Origin of the sequence: Streptomyces sp. NPDC006476, from assembly GCF_040612015.1 — a bacterium.
Lineage (GTDB): Bacteria > Actinomycetota > Actinomycetes > Streptomycetales > Streptomycetaceae > Streptomyces > Streptomyces griseorubiginosus_B.
Window position 1 is genome coordinate 18,505 of the sequence record NZ_JBEXPK010000076.1, and the last position, 20,100, is coordinate 38,604.

At 71.4% G+C, this 20,100-nt stretch carries 2 protein-coding genes and 1 pseudogene (1 of these 3 only partly in view); all 3 read left to right on the plus strand.

The window, feature by feature from the left end; all coding sequences use genetic code 11:
• Positions 1-19,263 carry the 3' portion of a hypothetical protein gene (locus tag ABZZ74_RS44115; RefSeq protein WP_356949774.1) on the plus strand. It extends 18,300 nt beyond the left edge of the window, so only the last 19,263 of its 37,563 coding nucleotides appear in the window; its start codon lies off the left edge, out of view; its stop codon occupies positions 19,261-19,263.
• Positions 19,264-19,411: 148 nt separating this feature from the next.
• Positions 19,412-19,669, plus strand: coding sequence for a zinc ribbon domain-containing protein (locus ABZZ74_RS44120; protein WP_356949775.1), 258 nt, complete (start codon positions 19,412-19,414; stop codon positions 19,667-19,669).
• 39 nt (positions 19,670-19,708) lie between these two features.
• Positions 19,709-20,100, plus strand: a pseudogene (locus ABZZ74_RS44125) (hypothetical protein); the annotation flags it as partial.

A 20,100-nucleotide genomic window follows, 5' to 3' on the forward strand; every position in this document is an offset into this window, starting at 1 on the left:
CGGTGTCTGATGGACCGCACGCTCGCCCTACTGAACGAGCGAGCGGTCATCAACCGCAGCCGGTATCTGCTGAACAACGAGGTGGTGACGGCCCCGGTCACCTTCTCCACCGGCCTGCTGAAGTCGTTCAAGGGTCATGTCGCGTTCCACGCCGAGATCGAGGGTTTGCAGTACCTCGGCGACAGCGCCAAGGTCCCGGTGCGCGAGGACACTGGCGGCTCGGTGAAGACGCAGCGCAGGGTGGGCGGGAAGAGCGGCTTGGGCCTGGGTGGGTGGGTCGCTGCCGGACCTGCGGAGTTCTTCGCCGTCGCCGGGGAGGTCAAGCGTGGTGCGGGTCATGGTCTTGAGGAGGAGACCGGCGTTCACAGGGTGATCCAGGCCTCGGACGATCAGGCGCGCTACCGGGCGTTGATGCGGCTGACCATGGAGGTACGGTCGTCCACGCACGACATCGAGCCCGTCACCGTCATGGTGCCGGCCGAGATCGGGGTTCCGACCCACGAGGCGGCGGACTTCGAGCAGCGCCTGCTGGGCGAGGACGCCTCGCTGCTGCGGCCGCCGGTGACCGACCCGGACGCCGAGCAGACGGCACGGCCGTACGTGCTCGCGCTGCTCGACGAGGCGGCCGAGCACGGCGTCGGCCTGCCGGAGTCGTCGTATCGGCGTCCTGCGCGGCTGGACGCGCCGCCGCCCCAGGCGCACCCGCGCGAGCCTCTCGCGTTGGCGTTGCGTCGTGGCCCGGGCTTCGGTACCGGGGTCGGCCTGCCCGGCGCGGGGCGGGTCGCCAAGGAGATCCGCACCGTGCTGCGCCAGATGCACCACCAGCGGTCGGGCCGCCGCAGGCTCAACTGGTCCAACACGACCGACCGGCAGCTGGCGGCCGTGTTCGGGCGGGCCGCGCTCGAGGGAGACCTGTCGCAGCTGCTGTCGGGCATCGAGCACCCGCTCAGGGTGGGCGGCCGGATCTACCAGGTGTCGGTGTCCGCCCGGCTGCTGGAGCGCGTCGACGGTCTGACCGGTGACGCGGCGCCGTCGAAGTCGATCAACGTACGGGCCGCCCAGGTCGTCACGACCAGCGGGCATCGGGACACCACCTGGCGTCTGCACGCTTTTGTGGGTGCCCGCGACCAGCCTGAGCTGGTGCCGGGGGTGAAGTTCCAGCTCGCGCAGGCGGGCCTGACCGGCGGTTTCGGTGGCGGTGACAAGCACCAGTTCTCCGGCATGGCCAAGTCGATGCAGCGCGCCGAGATGACCGCCAAGGCGGACGAGCACGTCTACAACGTCGTCTACGAGCTGTCCGTGCGCTCCCGAGGCCGTGAGCCGCACACCTGGTGGATCGACGACCCGGGTAGGGTCGTGGCCCAAGTTGCCGTCCCGCACCCGCACGTGCCGCGCGAACCGGTGCCCGCGGCGCTGCTGACCGAGGCGGGCAGGGTCCGGCCGCTGCGCACGTTGCCGAACGGCCCGACGGCGGACTTCCGGGCCAACGGCACGGGTGCGGTGTACCGGTCGTTCATCGCCGCCCCGGAAGTGGCGTGGTCTGCGGCCTTCATGTACGCGTCGGCCAACGGCCACTCGCGGGAATGGCTGTCCGACCGGGGCAACTGGCCCGCGGAACTGAAGAAGGTCTTCTCGCCCACCGAGCTGTCCGCGCACTTCCCCGCGCTGACCAGCCCGGAGGGGCGGCTCGTCGACCTGCCCGACGGTCCCGACGGGTGGCACCAGGCGCTGCGGCTGAAGGTCGTCGCCTCGCGGCCGCACCATGTGGCGACCCCCGTCCCGGGCCGGGGTGAGAAGTTCGAGCTGTGGCAGAACACTGGCGCCTCCGCCAAGTACGGGCACACCGACGCGACCACCGCCACCCTCGGGCTGGCCGGCTATATCGGGCCGATGTTCGCGTTCGGTCCGAACGGTGAGGAGGAGAACGGCCACCCGCTGACCGGGCAGTTGCTGGCCATCGTCGGCCTGTCGTACGAGCACGAGTGGGAGACCGAGAAGGGCACCGAGGCCGGTCCCATTGGCATCACCCGCGGTACCTACAGCGGTCCGATGCACACCTACCGCGCCGACGCGGTGTTCGAGGCGACTTTGGAGCGGTGGCGTAGCCCCGGTCGCACGGATCTGGTGACCGGTCGCACGTCCGGCACGAGCGCCGACACCCGGGTGTTGGAGGTCAAACACGGCCTGGAGTTCGTGGTGCCGCAGCGCCGGATCTTCGATTTCGGACTGCCGGTGCCCGAGGGTGTCGCACCGGCCGAGCCGAAGGCGCCGGAGGGCCACATCGACCTGGCGCTGCTGGCGGCGGGTACTCACCCCGAGGTGTTGCACGCTCCCGGCGTGCTGAAGAAGATCAAGGACTGGCTGACCGAGCAGGACGTGCTGAAGCCCGGACCGGACGGCACCGGTCACCGCAACAGTCTGCTGCTGCGGGAGCTGGAGGCCTCCTTCTCCAACCATGCTCTGCTCAACCAGTTCACTATGTTGAACACCACGGGAGTGGTGCGTTGGCTGCCGATCGCCTCGGCGTTCGGCTCGACCAGGTACCTGTGGGTGAAGGTCACCGCGCGGACGCTGGAGCCGATGTCCCAGATGGACCGGCCCGAGATGACGGTGATGCTGCGCGCCAAGGCGGTCACTGAGCAGAACACGGCCAGGTCGCGGTCGTCGGAGGTCGAGGGCGGCATCGAGCTGTACGGCCGGGTCGGCGCCTTCGTGCACGAAGGCGTGGGAGTCGTCGGCGGGTACCACCAGGGGTCGGGGACGTCCCGGGAGACGACCGACTCGCACATCGACATCTACTGGGGCCAGACCAAGACCCCGTCCGTGGAACTTCAGCTGCGGCAGCGGTTCACGGTGCGGATGGGCATCACACGGCAGCAACCCGAGCTGTTCAGCGCGCCCGCCCGTGCCGCGAAGGGGATCTCCCTGGCCGTGGCCGACCTGACCGGGCACCGCCGTAACGCGGAGGTCTGGTGGCAGGAGCACACCCCGTTCATCAGCCACTTCCCCCAGCTGCCGGAGGACGGCGTCGTCGATGGTGACGTCCGGGTCCTGGTTCCCAAGCATCTGATCGTTCCCGGTCCGCCGCCTGCGCAGGGCTTCCCGCGCTCGCACGGCACCGATCCGGTGTGGGAGTCCGGCGAGCGGCAACCGGACCGCGAGTTGGTGGATCTGTTGGCCCGGCACGGGCACCCGTGGGCGCTGCCCGCGGCCACCGTCGTCAACACCTGGGCGGCGCTGCCCGCGGCGCCGACCAAGGCCCGTCCCGGCCTGGGCACGCCGGAGCGTTGGCGCGCGGACGTCACGACGGTCGGCGGCATGCTCTACGAGCACTTCACCAACGAGGTGCTCATGCGGCTGAACATGGAACGGCTGCTGCGGCACGGGTACGAGGTGCCGGTGGGCAAGGAGAAGGTAACCGTCGGCCTGCGGATCACCCGGCTGGAGCCGCTGTCGGCGCCCGACACCGAACTGCTGTCACGCCACTACAACCAGAACCGGGAGAGCGAGGAGAACCTGCGAGGCGGAAGCCGCGGCTTCTTCCTCGAGTTCGGGCCCGAGGGCGGCGGGGACCTCTCGAACGAGCTCAAGCAGCAGGGCCTCCTCCTCTTCGAGTTCGCCTCCGAGACCTCCCACGAGCGGGCCGCTGAGTCCGAGGAGATCCTGGAACGCAACACCGTCAGCGTCCGTCCGTACCGCTACTACAAGGCTGACGTCGACGTGGTGATCTCCGGCCGCCACGGCCGGCTGGGCGTGAAGGCTGACAGCGGCCTGTACGTCATGCTGCCCACCGCGGTTGTCGACTCGCCCGTCCTGCACCGGGTCCTGGCCATCCAGGACCACGCAGACACCCCCGCGCCCACCATCGACACCGACACGCCCGCCGTCTCCGACCGGCCGGACATCGCCGACACCGGCCGGACCGCCGACACCGACGGGACCGCCGACACCGGCAGGAACGACGCGGCTGCCCTCGAACCGTCCGGTCAGGACACGTCCGAGCAGCCGCGCGGCCCGTGGTACATGGACCCCGGCGGCGCCCTCGGCCACATGTCGGTCGTGCGAGTGGACAACCTCGAGGAGGAACCGGCGCGGCGGTATGCGGACGAGATCGCGTCCGCGGTGACCGACGGTGGTCGCGATCCCGAACTCGCGGCGGCGGTCCGTGAGGGCGTACGCCACCTGCTGACGGGGCGGGAGGCCCCGGGGATGGACCCCGGCCTGGGGGTGCCGCACAGCGGCAACGCACCGGGATCCGCCACCCCGGCGGAGCTGAACGCCACGTTCTGGGAGCACGCGCTGCACCGCGGCCACACGGTGGTCGCCGGGGACCGCCTGGTGTGGCTCCGCCCGCTCCTGCGGGGAGCTGTTCCGGCACCGCAAGAGCGGGGACCCGCGCAGCGCGACTACTACATGAACGTGGGCATGCTGTCGTCCGGAGCCGAAGCTGGCCGGGCGACGTCGCTTGGCGCCGACTCGTTGCTGCTCGGCGCGGTCACGCTGTCGGCCCGGGTGGGCGGGACGTTGATGCCGGGCCTGCCCATGTTCGGCGCGACGTCGTCGCGGTCGCACGCGACCGACTGGAAACGCGACTTCGCGGGGCGTCGCGAGGTCACCCTGGGCGGGAAGGCCCGGTTCCGCGCGGACCTGCACGTCCTGGTCTTCGTGGACGGCGTCGAACGTCCGCACGATGTGATCGTGCCGCGGCGAGTCGGCGTCGACGTGCCCGAACACGTCACCGCGCCGACCGGACCCCGCCCCGGCACGGTCACTCCGCCGCCGGCTGAGGAGCGCCGGCCCACCGGACGACAACTGCCCCGGGGGGCCAGGGAGGTCGTCAACGCGGTCGACCTCGTCCCGGTCGTGGCCGGCCTGCAACGGCGGCTGCGGGAGATCGGCCTGCCGGGCGACAGCGTGCGGCGGGTCATGTCCGCCGTGCTGCCCGTGCTGAACGAGAAGGAGTTGATCTACCGCAGCCGCTACCTGCTCAGCAACGGCGTGGTCACGGACGGGGTCTCGGTCCCGGCGGGAACAGGTCGGACGTTCCGGGGGCATGTCGCCGTCCGCGCCGAGATCGAGCGTCTGCAGTACGTCGGGGACGCTCCCGCTGGCCTCCGCGACATCACCTTCAGCTGTATGACGACCGGCCGGAGCCACGGAGGTGGCAGCGAGGCTTCCGCCGGCGTCCTGCTCGGCGCGATCCTGTTGCCCGCCGAGGCCTCCGTCCTCCAGGGCGGCAAGGTGGACTTCATCAGTCCCGCGCTGAGCTTCGTGGGCCGGGTGTCGCGGGGCGCGACCCACGGACTGTCCGAGCAGACCGCGCTGCACACCATCGTGAACACGACGGACACACAGGCCCGCTACCGGGCGCTGCTCCGGGTGACGGCGGAGGTGCGGTCGTCGACGCACCACGAGGTCCGGAAGGTGGTGGAGCGAACCGAGTCGGAGATCGTCGTGCCGGACCGGGAGGCCGCCGAGTTCGAGCGGAGCCTGCTGGGCGAGGACGGACCGAGGCTACGGCAGACGGCGCTGTCGCTCGAAGAACCGGTGGAGTCGCGTCCGTATGTCCGGGCGCTGTTGGCGGAGGCGAACCTGCCGCTGAGTCCGGCGTCCTACGAGCGGCCCGCGTCCCGCCTCGACGCGCCCCTGCCGCCGCCGCACGAGCGGGAGCCGCTGGCTCTGGCCGCCCGGCGCGGGCAGAACTTCGGGCAGGCGACGGCGCTGCCCGGGGGGTGGCTGGTGCACGACCAGATACGCGGCCGACTGGCCGACCTGCTCGGGAACCAGTCCTTGGACGCGGAGACGGACCGCGACCTTCTCCGCTGGTTCGGACGCCCGGCGCTGGAGGCCGACCTGCCCCAACTGGTCGTCGGCCTGCACCACACCGTGAAGATCGGGCAGCGCTCATTCCACGTGTCCGTCACCGCGCACGTCAGGGAGCGCGTCGGCGGCCTGACCGGCGACGACGCCTACCCGCTGACGGTCAACGCCCGGGCACAGCAGGTCGTCACGGTCAGCGGCGGGCGCAGCACGGGCTGGGGCGTGAGCGCCCAGGCCGCGGCGATGCTCGAGGCGCGCGCCGCGGACCGAGCGGACGTCCGTGTCGGCGGTATTGTCCTGTCCGGCGGCCACAACCGCGCCGTCCAGCACACGTTCACCGGCCAGGCCAAGTTCAGCCAGCACACCGAGACGTCCGGCCTGGCCGACGAGCACGTGTACGACGTTGTCTACGAGGTCGCGGTGCGGCCCGACCGCGGCTCGACGGAGCGGTGGTGGATCCACCGGCCCTCGGGCGAGCTCGTGGCACGCGTTCTCGTACCGCACCAGTACGTCCCGCAGCGGCCGCTGACGAAGCACGAGGTGGCGACGGCCGGCCACACCGTGTCGCTGGATCGGGCACCGGAAAGCCCGGCGGTTGCCTTCCGGTACAACGGCGCTGCGGCCGTCTCCCGGACGTTCCTGGCGGCGCCGCTCCTGCCGAACGAGGTCGCGAAGATGTACCAGGCGGCCAACGGCCTTCCGGAAGGCTGGCACGAGGACCGGGCGAACTGGCCGACGGGACTGCGGGACTTCGCCTCACCCACCGAGCTGGCCGTGCACTTCAACGCGTTGACCAGCGGCACGGGCCGGATCGTGGAGCTGCCGGACAGCCCGGACGGGCGGCGGCAGGCACTGCGCGTCCGGATGACCGTGCACGACCCGCGCCACGTGGCGGTCCACGAGGGCGAGAACAGGATCCTCCTGCGGCAGAACTCCCGCGGCACCACCAGGCACCGGCGCGGCGAGTTGTCCGGCAGCCGGGTGGGCATCGGCGGCGCGCTCGGCCCTCATGTCGTCGTAGGGCACCTCGACGACGGGAAGGCCCCGATCAAGCTCCTGGTCCGCGGCCGCGCGGCGTTCCAGTGGGGCACGAACAGCGGCACCGCCGCTGAAACGAGCCTCGCCGGAAGCTCCCGGACCGTCTACTCCGGTGTCGCGCACATGTACCGCGCCGACCCCGTGTTCGAGGTGACGCTGCATCAGTGGAGGAGTGGAAGCCTGTTCCACCCGCGCGGCGGAATGGTGCGTCACACCCGGCACCTGCGCGTGCAGCACGGACTGGAGTTCGTGGTTCCCGAACGGCGGGTCCTGGATCTGGGGTTGCCGGCGCCGGAAGGACGGAGCCTGGCCGAGCCGCACCCGCCTGAGCGGTTCGTGGACCCGTCGCTGCTGCCGGTGGTGGCCCATCCGGAGGTGCTCCACGCGGACGGCGTCCTGCGGAACGTGACGCGGTGGCTCGGCGAGCAGGGGCTGCTGCGCGGCGGCTCGGACGGGACGGCGGAGCACCGGCCCAACCTGCTGCTGCGGGAGCTGGAGAGCTCGTTCTCCTCCGAGGCGCTGCTCAGCCAGTTCAGGCTGCTGATGTCCTCGGGCGTGACCCGGTGGCTGCCGCTGCCGTCGGCGTTCGGCGTCACCCGGCACCTGCGGGTGAAGGTCGTGGGCGAGATCGGCCCCGCGACCGCGCAGCTCAGCCGCCCTGAGGTACGGCTGGAGACACGGGATGAGTCCGCGCTGCGGACTTCGAGGAGCAGGAGCAAGACCCGGTCGACAACGCTGGGAGGCGGCGTCCGCGCCACGTTCGGTGCCGACCGGTTCGAAGCCGTCGAAGCGGGCGGCGGATACAACCGCGGCACCGCCAAGAGCTTCAGCCAACTCGACCGGACGCGGGACATCTACCGGACCGCGACCGACGGCGCGGAGGAGTTCACGCACCAGGTGACGTATCGGGTCGAGATGGGCATCGCCGCCCAGATGCCGGAGGCGCTGCGCACACCCGCCCGAACGGTCCGGTGGGCCGGGTTGGGCGTGGCCGACCTGGTCGGACACCGCCGTAGCGCCGAGCGGTGGCTGAGCCGGCACCAGCCGTTTCTGCGGCAGTTCCCGGCTCCCGGACGCCCCGAGGACGGGCTCGTGCACGGTGAAGCGCGTCTGCTCGTGCCCGCCCATCTGGCGGTCCACGACGCCCCATTGCCGCAGCCGGGGCGCGCACACGGCACCCCGGTGGCCTGGGAGGCCGACGACCGTTCGTCGGCCGCCGCGCGGCCGGAGCCGTCGGCGGAGCAGCGGTTCGTGAACCGTCTGACGGAAGAAGGCCATCCGTGGGCGCTGCCGGCCGCCGACGCGGTCCGCAGGTGGGCCGCGCTGACTACCGACCGTGACGCGCGGCGGCTCGACCTGAGAGCCGATCGCGTATGGGAGAAGCCGGGGCTGGAGCCGACCTGGGTGAAGGGCGACCGCTACGAGGCGTTCACCAGCGAACCCCTGCTCCGGTTCAACCTGCCCGCACTGCTGCGTCACCAGTACCAGGTGCCGGTGGGTGGGCACAGCGTCACCGTCGGGATAGAGGCGACCCGGGTGGAGCGCATCGCCGTCGAACCGGGCCCCGGGACAACCGCGCGCCGCTACGCCTTCGACTTCGTGACCGGCGGCGACAGCACCAGCGAGTCGCGAGGCTGGTTGGGGACCGCCGAGCCGATCGGCGGCGCGAACCTCGACCACGTCGGGAACCGCGCGCTCAGCGAATGGGGAGACACCGAGTACGGGTCGAGCCGCGACGTGGGCCGGGCCGGCGAGACGCAGTGGGGGCCGCTCCTGATCGGCCCCCGCCCGGCCCCTGAACCCGCGGGGCTCGACGAGGCCGCGGACGCCCCCGCGGGCGACCGGCCCGGAGTCGGCTACCTGGGCTACTACAGGGCGGACGTGGACCTGCTGCTCACCGGGCCGCGCGGCCGGCTGCGCGTGCACGTGCCCGACGGCCTGTACTTCATGCTCCCGACCGACAGGGATTTGCCCGAGCTGCTCGCAGGTGGGACCTCGGACGACACGGCGCGCTCGCCGGGCACGGACCGGCCGCCGGCGCTCGACCATTCGGCCGGTGCGGACGACGGGGCCCGACCCGCCGGCGCGGACGGCGCGCCGCCGGCGGCCCTGCCCGCACAGGAATCCGCTCGCCACGACGACGGGTCGGCGGGTTCGCCGAGCGAGGCCCCCGAGCCAGATGCGCGTCCGTCGCAGCCCGAAGTCCCGCCGCGGTTGTTCGTCGCGGAGGGGCGGGGTGCGCCGGGTGGCGAGAAGTTCCCGCGGCGGACGCCGAGGCCGTGGCGGCAACGGCTGGGGGCGATCCCGGAGGGCATGCACGCACCGGAGTTCCGGGTGCCTCCGCTGTCCCCGGAGATCGCCCTCCGCGAGCTCAACGACGAACCCGCGCACCCGAGGTTCGTGGACTCGCGGGGCGATGGCGTCCCCGGCTGGACGTGGCAGGCCCGCCCGGGTGGTGGACACACGGCCATGAACACGGCCGGCGACGTGCGGTGGCACTTCGGTGAGGACCTGGTGGCGCAGGCGCACGATGTGCGCCTGGTCGGGACGGAACACTTCCTGCGGTATACCGCTGGCGAGGACGGGCCCGAGCTGTCCGTCGTGGCGGCGGACGGACACGAGGTGCGCGAGGACCGGGACGAAGCCGGGGTGCTCACCGAGGTGTCGGTCCGTGGTCCAGACGGCCGGGAATGGCTGTTCGACGCCGCCGGAGCCCCGCGGGGCGTCGAGGTGACGCTGGCGGGCGAGGGGTTGGGCGACCACTCCGGGCTCGCCGGCGTGCGGGTCCGGGCGACCGATGTCCGCGTCTCCGACAGCGCGCCCGCCGGCCGAACCGTGGACCTGTCCGGGGACCCGATGACCGTGGCGTCGTACGACGTCCGGGTGGAGACGGACCCATCACACGGCGAGGTGTTCGTCCTCACCGACCATGCGGTCACCGGTGACGTACTGCGTTTCCGCGCCGACGGCACGCTGCTGTCGGTGCGCCGGGCTTACCGGCCGGCGTCCCCCACGACGTGGCTGATCCGGGCGCTGACCAGGCTTCTCCCAGGCACGACGCCGCGGGGGGAGCCGGAGAACCGGCTGGGCACCGTGGGCGTGGAGTACGACCCGGAACTGGCTCGCATCTTCGAGGAGACGCTTCCCAAGGCGTCCCGGACCACCCCGGTCGACAGCCCCGAGCTCCATCCCTCTCTCGCGTCGCTGATCACGCGGGACGCGACGGGTTTCCTGGCCGGCGCCGGGATCGACGCGCACGCGATGGGCGACGCGCTGGCGGACCTGCGCACGGAGGCGCACCAGCAGCTGTGGGCGGACGCGCGGTGGGCCTGGGAGAGGGCCGGGACTGTGGCGGATCCGGCGGGCCGTACCGTGGGCGGATTCAGGGTGCACCCCGCGACGCCGGACGGTGTCCCGCTGGTCCACGAGGCCACCGGGCTGCGGACGGTGTTCGGACCCGACGGCGAGGTGTGCTCGCACGAGGTGTTCCTGCACGAGGTGCCGGCGGAGCTGCGGGGGCTGAAGGTCCGGGTCGCGTACGAGGCCGACGGGACGTTCCGGGCCTTCGAGGCGGTGGGTGACGGGTGGCCCGAGGGCTCCTACATCGAGCCGGCGCCGTGGGAACCGGGGGAGACCCCCGATCCTCGTCGTGCGTTCGTCGTCCGGTTCCTGAACGCCGACGTCGAGTACGTCGTCGGTCGCGAGGGAACGTTCACCGAAGACGTGGCATCGTCGGACCGCGTCGCCGGCAACCTGACCAGGCTCCCCGATCCGTCCGGTGCGCGGGTGCCCGCGGAATCGCCGACGAGGGACGGTGCGTCGCACCCGGACGGCGCGCGCGAGGAGCCATCCCCCCCTCTCGACGGGTCGGATGAAGAAGGGGCGGCGGGGCGGTCACGTGTCCTCCTGCGGGTGTCCACCGACGAGGCTACCCGGCAGGAGGACCGTTCCGGGCAGGACTCCACGCAGGATCCGGACGACGGGGATGGGGACGACGGCGGGACGTCCGTCACTCCGCCGCCCCAGCCCGGTGACGGGCAGCCCGGCGGCGGCCGCACAGAGGATCCCGGCGACACGCAGGACGACTCGTCGGCCGACACGTCGGCGGACGCGCGCACGGCGTCCGCGGACGGGGCGGGGGTCCGCGCCGCCGATTCCGGCTCGAAGACCGACCCGGTGCGCGGCCCGTCACTCGACCCGGCGGAACTGCGGGCGCGGCAGCAGCACAACGACCTGCTGGGCCTGCACGAGCTGGCGCACTTCGTCGGCCTGCCGGACACCTACTTCGACCCGGAGTCAGTCTTCCGCGACACCCCTGGGAAGTCCACCGACACCGGCATTATGGCCGGCCTCAGCACGGCCCCGGACACTGGTGTGCCCAGGCGCTACCTGGAGATCATCGAGGATGTCACCGACTCCGGCCCCGTCGTGCTGGACCACCCCCTGCCGATGTCCGATTCGGTGGACCGCAGGGAGGTGTTCGAGGCGGTCCTCGCCGAGGCGCTGGCAGTGGTCGACGGGCTCCGGCCGGGTGAGCGGTCTGATACGTCGGGTGTCCGTGAGCTCGGGGACCGGATCGAAGAAGACTTCGAGACGTACCTCCTGGAGAAGGACTCCGGCAACCTCTCGGTGGGGCGGGTCAAGGAGATCGCGCCAGAACTGGGCGAGAAGCTGGAGCGGGCGGGCCTTTCCCGGAACCTGTTCCACTCGGATGTCGTGGACGCGATGGCTCGGGGCTGGAAGGAACTTGTTCGTGGGGCGAAGAGTGCCCTGACGACCTATCGGGGGCTGCCGGAGGCGGAGCGGATCCCGGTCGTCACCGAGGTAAGCGCGAGGCCGTCCGCACATATCGTGCAAATCGGTGACTACGCCGTCACCCCCACTCCGCGCGAGGTGCCGGGCCAGGGTATCTTCCAGGTCACGCACATCCCCACGGGGTTGCGCTGGGGCTTCAGCGGCGGCGCGACGGAGGCCTACCACGACGTCTTCCTCGGCAGTGTGGCCCGCGACATTCCCGCCGAACTGGAGGGAACCAAGGTCAGGTTCACCGGCGGTACCGTCGATTTCGCCGACGATTCCCAGGTCGCCGACCGGTTCAGCGTGACCACGGAGCTGCCCGAGGGGGTGGACGCCGCCTTCGGCATCGCCGACGGGACACGTACGACGTGGTACTTCACCGCGGAGGGTGTCTACAACGGCCGGTTGGTCCGGCTCTCCGACGGGATCGGATCACTGCACTTCAAGGTGGGACCGCCCGAGACCACCGTGCCGGCTTTCGTCGATGCCGCGGGCCACCACCAAGACACCGTGAGTGCCCGCCTGCTCGGGTCCGGTCGTCTCGCTCTGCGGCGGGAGGTGCCGGGCAGCCTGCCGCTGGAGGACAGGGTCTACCACGTGCACGGCACTCTTCAGGAGACGACTGTCTCCATCCGCCGGCGGGCAGGCGTCCCGACCGGCGAGTACTGGCGGATCGACCACACGACCGGCACTGCTATCCGCATCGGCGCGGCTGGTACCCGGGCGGCCGGATCGCACAGCCTCGCGACGGCCGATACGTCTCCCACCGGAGCGCTGCGCCTGACCAGCTTCGATCAGCCTCATGTCGTCCTCTTCGAGCAGGAGCAGCTGGGCGGCGGACACGTCTTGCAGGTAGACCGGAACGCCATCGGGAAGCTTCGCTGGACCGAGTTCGACGTGGCCGGGAACCAGGTCGCGCACGGGAGGCGCACTTGGGACGCCAGGACGCGGACCTTCCACGACAGGCGCAGCAGCCGCTTGCCGTGGATGAACCTCCTCGCCGTGCGGACCTACCATCCGACGGCCGACGGCGGTGTCGTCCGGGCGCAGCAGGGCGCCGACGGCATCTGGACCTGGACCCGTTTTGACGCCGACGGCGCCGTGCTGCGGTCCGGTACGCGGCGCTGGAACTGGATCCGTTCCGGCTACAAGGACCTCTACGTCGATCCCGATACGGGTCGGGAGGCCGTTGCCGGGCGCAGCCATCAGTCGTGGCCCTTCCCCGTGGGGACCGTGGCGCGGTCCGGCCTCTTGGCCGACGCCTGCGCCGAGCGGCACGTGCCTGAACAGGCTGGCGAGCATGTCATGTCGCCGGACACGTCGGAGCGGCCTTTGCCCGGGACCCAAAGCCCGCGAAGCTCCGAGGCACGCTTCGAGGACGACGCCCCGATGTACACGCTCTTTTCGTCGCGTCCCCTGCACGAGCGGGGCGGCGACACTGAAACAACCCACTCCCCGTCGCCCGCGCAGGAGGGGATCGATCGTGGAAACCCCGTCGGTGGACGGCCCGCCCAGCACAAGTTCCTGATCGCGCCGTGGCAGTTGATCAGCGACCCGAGCTGGGTCGCGGAGTACGATCCGAAGCTGGAGCGGCACTTCAGTCGCATCCTCGACAAAGCCAGACAGTCGAACCAGGCCTTCCCGCGGACCGCTCCCTCGGCCGACGTCCCGAGCGTGAGTATGAACCCCGCTGCCGGTCCCATGGAGGTCATCCACCGCGCGGCCGGCTTCGATGAGGGGCAGGATTCGCGCCCGCAGAACATCGCCGACGTCCTCCGGCTCACCGAGGAGACCGCAGCAAGGTTCCGGCAGTTCGATTTGCCCGCGGACATGATGGACGCCGATCTGGCGACCGTCCGGGCCGACGCCTACCAGAACCTGCTCGACGCCGCCCAGTGGGCCCTGGGTGCACACCTCGGCTCGGGCAGTCCGGACAGCGGCTCCCGCATCGGCGAGTTCATCATCATGCCGGGCGACGCCGACGGCCACGTGGTCGTCCATGAACCCACCGGTCTGCGGTTCGAGTACGACGCCGACGGCGATCTCGTGTACCAGGAGAGCGTCCCCGCGGGCCAGCCCGCGGGGCTGAAGGTCGGCATCCGCGAGGACTACGACAACATGGTGACGACGCACGAACTGGTCGGTCCTGAGGAGGTCATCGACGGCCGCACCGTCAGCAACGCCGAGGCCGTCGACGCGAAGGGGCACGTGACAGTCGACGTAGACGGGGCGGCATATGTCATCACTGAGCGTCATGGCTTGTCGGTGCGTTACCTCCTGGACGGCTCCCCGCTCGGCCGTACGGACGCCTCCACTCCCCGCGAAGCGGACATTCTCGCGGAGGACCCATCCGGCCTCCGCCACCTGACGGCGAGCGGAGTCGACCCCCTGACGTTCGACAGTGCCGGCGAGGCTCTGCTGGAGGGCGATCCAGCGGACTACGCGGGCGCACCGGACCGGGACGCCCAGGCCGTCACGGAGGCCAGGGCCCTGGCCGCGGAGCGGGGCGTGAGCGCGTCGCGGCCGGGGCTGCGGGACGGAGCCGTCGACACCTCGGCCCCCTCGCGGACGCCTCGCAACGCGCCCGATGTCACGTCGGCTTCAGATGCCGGGAAGCGCGCGGGCACGAGCCGCGGCGCAGCGCGGCTGGAGCCCATCGCCGCTCACCAGGACATCGCGTTGCCCGGCACCGGGCACGTCATCCGGGCGGACGCCGAGTCGGGACAGCTGCTGTCCGTGCTGTCCGGCGGGAACGAGGACGGTACCGACGTCCGGGTCGAGCCGGCGGAGGACGGCGCCCTGCTGGTGCACGTCGACGGCCTGGCCGACGGCCCGGTGACGTGGCGCTACGACGTCGACCGGGACCTGGAGTCGGTGGAGCGGTCGCTGACCGTGAACCGGGGCAACCCGCTCGGTGGTCAGCGCGTGCGTCTGCGGTTCGCACCGGACGGCGGTCTGCGCGAGGTCCAGCTCGTACCGCAGGCCGGCGGGGCGGAGCTGGACGCCGACGTGTTGCGGGGCGAGGCGGCCACGCTGCTGCCCGGTGGATTCCGGGTGACCGATCCGCACACCTTGGTGGACTACTACTTCGACCAGGCGGCACAGCAGATGCAGGTCACCCGGCACATCCCCTTCAATGGGGGATCGCGCAGCCTGACCGCCGACGCCCTGCGGGCCGTCGAGGCGCTTGCCGCGAGCACGGCCCGGGAGGGCTTGGCGGCCTCCGAGCAGGGCCTGCCGCTGCCCGTGGTGTCGATCAGCGGTCACGGCAACGGCACCCTGCTCGGGCGGCCCGACTACGGGCGGGCCGTGGAGCGAGGCCAGGAGCGGGCCGATGCGGTAGCCGACGCCTTCACCGAAAGCCTGCGCAGGCACCTGAGCGCCTCGCGGGAGCCGCAGGAGATGGTGCGTCCGGCGGCGGATCCGGTGCTCGCGGAGCAGTGGGAGCACCGGCGCGCTGAGGCGCCGGCCGCCCAGCTGGCGACCGAGCGGTTCGACCCGATGCGGGGGAAGCCGCTCACGGGCGGCTGGCTCCCCGGGCGCAGGACCAGGATCCGCGCGCACATCCGGCGGATCCAGGCCGAGGACGGCCGCTGGGTACGCGACATGACGCTGCACCTGTCGGTGCGCCTTGGTGAGGGCTTCACGGCGCGGCAGCTGCTGGAGTTCGAGGGCCGCTGGCGCGCAGCGCTGGACGGCTACTTCAACACCGGCCTGCTACTGCCGCGATCGGGCGACCAGTTGCACATCGGGCTGCAGTTGACGCCCGTCCCCGACGGCCGGGAGGCCGTCGAGCTGAGCATGACGTCCGACCCCGGGCGATCGGACCAGCTGAACTTCCGGCTGCGCGCCGAGGACCCGTCACTCGACCCGGCGGAGCTGCGGGCGCGCCAGCAACGAAACGACCTGCTGGGCCTGCACGAGCTGGCGCACTTCGTCGGCCTGCCGGACACCTACTTCGACCCGGAGTCAGTCTTCCGCAGCACGCCAGGCAAGGCCACCGACACAGGCTTCATGGCCAGCTTCACCACGGGTGGGGGCACCGGTGTGCCCAGGCGCTACCTGGAGATCATCGAGGACACCATCGACTCCGGCCCCGTCGTGCGGGACCACGCCCTGCTGACGTTCCACCCGGCCCGGCCCGAGGCGTTCATGGCGGTCCTCGCGGAGGCGCTCTGCGCGGTCGATTCGGTCCGGTCGGCGGAAAGTGACAAGCGTACCGATCTGCGCGATATCGATCAACTCATGGGTCTCATCGAAGAAGAGTTCGATAAATACTTCCCGAAGCAGGGCATCGATGTCCCCCCAGTGGCGCGGGTCGAGGACGTCGCACCCGCGCTCCGGGACGCTCTGGAGCGGGTGGGCATGTCCCGGAATCTGATACACCCGAACGTCGTGGATGCGATGGCCAAGGGCCGCAAGGCGCTTCGCATTCAGGCAGTCCGTGCCCTGAACAAGTACCTGGCCCTGCCTCTGGCCGAGCGGCTCCCGGCTCTCACCGAGGAGGTTCCCTCACTGTCCGCGCGCACGGTGACGATCGGCGAGCACGCCGTCGTCGCCCTTCCGGGTGGGGCGGTGGACGGGGGCGTCTACCGGGTCACGCACGTCCCGACGGGGCTGCGCTGGGGCTTCGGCGGCCGGCGGAACGAGACCTACCGCGAGGTCTTCCTCGGCAGTGTGGCCCGTGACATCCCAGCGGAACTGGAAGGGGTCAGGGTCGGGTTCGCCGACGGCACCACAGCCTTCGCCGACGCTTCCCAGGCCCCCGGCCGGTTCAGCCTCACCATGGAGATTCCCGAGGATGTGGAGGCCGCCTTCGGTATCGCCGACGGGGCCGGTACGACGTGGTACTTCACCTCGGAGGGCGTCTACAACGGCCGGACGGTCCGGCTTCCCGACGGGGCTGGGTCACTGCACTTCAGGGTGGGGTCGCTCGAGGCCGACGTGCCGGACACCCAGCGCTCGCACGAGCCCGGTGGGCCGGAGTCGGTGTCCGGTGCGCAACCGGTCATTGAGGCGGAGAGCGGCCTGGACGAGCGGCAGCAGGAGCAGCCTTCGGTTCAGGTGCCGGTTACCGGCGATGACGTACGGTCGGTGGGCGGCCGTCCGACGGCGGGGTTGTTCTCGCGGCACATCGTCTTCGGTCGCGGGTCGAGTCGGCTGTCCGCCGACGCCCTGCTCGGTATCGACGCGATGGCGGCGCACACCGTCCGGGACGGCGTGGCCGCTCTCGCGGAGGGGCAGGCGTTGCCGGAGGTAACCATCAGCGGTCACAGCAACGGAACAAGGCTCGGACGGTCGAGCAGTAGTGCGGCTGTCCGTAGCGGTCAACGTGCCGACGCCGTGGCCGCGGCCTTCAAACGCAGCCTGCGGAAGCACGTGCTCGCCGCGGCCGCGGACGGGACTACCGTTCCGGAGGCGTCCGCGTTCACCGTCGTCGTCACCTCGCGTGGCGGTGCGTTCCCGACCGGGATCCGTCCCGGGGAGGACCCGGGCCTGCGCCGGCGGGCGGTCGTCACCGTCCACCACTCGCCGCGACCGACCGCGGACCAGGAGTCCACGACGCCGCCGCAGGAGGTGGGACCCGAGGCGCAGGACCCGACGGGCACGCACGACGTGCGGGAGCCCGAGCGCCGGGCCGCCGACGGACGGTTGCCGGAGGCCGGTTCGGCGCCGGTGCCGCAGGCCGGGGCAGACGTGCAAGTGGTGCCTGAGGCTGTCCTGAGAAACACTCGACTGCGTGTGCTCTACTCGGATGCGGCATACTTCGCGAAGGCGCAGCAGTTCGAGTCGCGGCTGGGCATGTTCGTGTCGAGGCACCCCCGGGCGCTCGCCGCGGCGCGGCAGAGCGTGGATCGTCTGTTCCAGGTGCTCTGCCAGGCCTACCCCCATCGTGAGGCGGAGATCGCCAACGTCTGCTTCCTCACGGACGATGCCGAGCCGGCGGGCCTGAGGCAGTTGCTGGAGCGCGGCAGCGTCCCCGAATTGATGACAGCGTTCAGCAATGCCGCTTTCGCCGCGGACTCCCCGCTGACGTTGAGGTCGCTGCTGCGCGGGATCGCAGACTCCGGCGACTGGGCACGGGCGGAGCAGCTCGGGCTCGATGCGGCCGCCCTGCGTGAGCAGACGTCGTTCCTGCGGGAGCGCGGGGGCCCGCAGTTCCTCATGTCCTCGGTGATGCGCCGGGTGACGCGGGCGAGGGCCGCGGCTTCCGCGCGGGACTTCTTCCTCGGGGACATCTCCACCGTGGTTCCGGCCGCGGTCGCACCGGGTTCGTCGCTGTTCCGGGAGATGCACGACCGGCGGGGTATGCCGCTGGTCGCGGGTGTGTCCGGGACTGCGGCGAAGATCGGGAACGCCGTCAAGCTGCTGAACGTGCCGGAGGCGGACGCGGAGGGCCTGGCGCTGTCGTTGCTGGGTTCGATGCTGCTGAAGCCGCACCACTCGGTGTACGAGATCCTGGCGGGCCTGAAGGCGGCCGACGTGGTGCCGTCGCTGGCGGGCAACGTGTTCGACGACGCGACCCGGATGTACCGGTCCATCCCCGGAATGCCGGTCGCGGAGCTGCGCGAGTGGGGCGGCGAGGGCGGCATGCTCCCGCACGAGGCCACCTACTGGTCCAAGGTCACCACCCATTTCGAGGACGGCGGTTTCAAGTTGCCCGATGCGGGGGGGCTGCGGACGGCCGCCGATCGCCGGAAGGCCTTCCAGGGCCTCGTCGACCGGCCCCTGAGCCATGCCCCGGAGATCGAGTCGCAAGCCGAGCGCTGGCTGCGCGAGAACGGCATGACGGCGCGGCAGGTGCTGGAGAGGCTGAGCCCTGCTCACTTCGCTGCTCTGGTCGTCTACACCAGCTCGGAGCACTCGCTGGTGAACGTGCTGCTCACCTTCAAGTCGGCATCCCTCCGGCCGGCTTTGCGAACTCAGGTCAGGCGGCTCATCGACGTCAACCTCGCCGAGGATGCCACGAGGATGACGCCCGGGGAGCTGGAGCAGAGTAGGAAGCGGTTCTACGCCTGGGCCGAACGTGACTTGCCCGCCCTTGAGAAGGAGATGGTGGCCCACGCCGCGATGCTGCTGGACGCTCTGTCGCTGCTTCCGCCTGCGGTCGGTGAGGTGTGGCGCGGTGCGCGCTCGCTGGGCGACCTCTCCTCGGGGATCGGGCGGCTCATCTCGCCCACCTACGGCGGCTCGCAGCTCTCGCTCAAGGAATTCTCCAGTTTCAGCCGGTCGCAGGAGGTGGGGCACCGGCTCCTGCGCGTCCCGCTTCGCCTGCCGCTGTCCCACCCCGTGCTCATCCGCGCTCAGCTCTTCGGGAACTGGGGCCGGGACATCTCCGCTTTCTCCCACTCGGATGAGCGGGAGGTGCTGCTGCTGCCCGGCGCCCGGATGAAGATCACTTCTCGCTGGGTCGTCGACGGCGACTACGAACTGATCGAGGCCGCCGAGGAACTGCCGGAGTTTCCCCTCCCCGACGTGGAGAACCCGGCCGTGGCGCGGACCGAGGCGGCCCGGTTCAGGGACGCGCTTGAGCGGCTTTCCGGCTCCGGCCCGGTGGTCGCGCGCGCTACCCGTCTCAGCCTGAGGATGCTGCCCATGCGTTCGTAGTGGCCGGACCAGATGGTGCGGGTCCCTTTGACGCTGCAGTGCATGCTGCACAGTCCGGTCTATGCCGGGATCTACGCCTACGGGCGCCGCAGGGTCGAGCACCGCCGGCAGCAGCCGGGGCGGCCCTCCACCGGCAGGGTGGTGCGCGGTGAGGACGAGTGGCTGGTGTTCATCCCCGACGCACTGCCCGCCTACATCACCATCGAGCAGTACCGGGGCCAACCTGGCCCGGCTTGCGGCCAACGCCGCCCGGCCCGAGACCCCCGGCGCCATCCGCAGCGGCCCCGCGCTGCTGGCCGGGCTGGTGCGGTGCGGCCGCTGCGGCAAGCGCATGACCGTGCGCTACTACCAGCAGGCGGGCAGCACCCGCCCCGACTACGTGTGCGCCCGGCAGATGACCGACTAGGGGGCCGGGGAGCGCTGCCAGGCACTGAACGGGGCCTGCGTGGACGCCTTCGTCACCACCCATGTCCTCGCCGCGCTGGCCCCGGCCGCGCTTCAGGTCTCCTTACGCGCCACCGAGCAGGTCCTGGCCGAGCGGGCCGAGCTGGAGAATCTCTGGTCCCAGCGGCTGGAACGCGCCGCGATCAACGCCGACCGGGCCCGGCGCTGTTACCGCCTCGCCGAGCCCGAGAACCGCCTGGTCGTACGGCAGTTGGAAAAGGACTGGGAGCAGGCACTTGCCCCCAGCAGATGCTGCAGGAGGAGTACGACCGCTTCACCCTGTCGCCAGGCTCCCCTTCGGGAACGCAGCCCGTGCCACCCGCACCGTCTCCGCCGGGATCTCGCCCGGCCCGCTCGGCTGCATAGACATCGACACCCACCCCATACGACAAC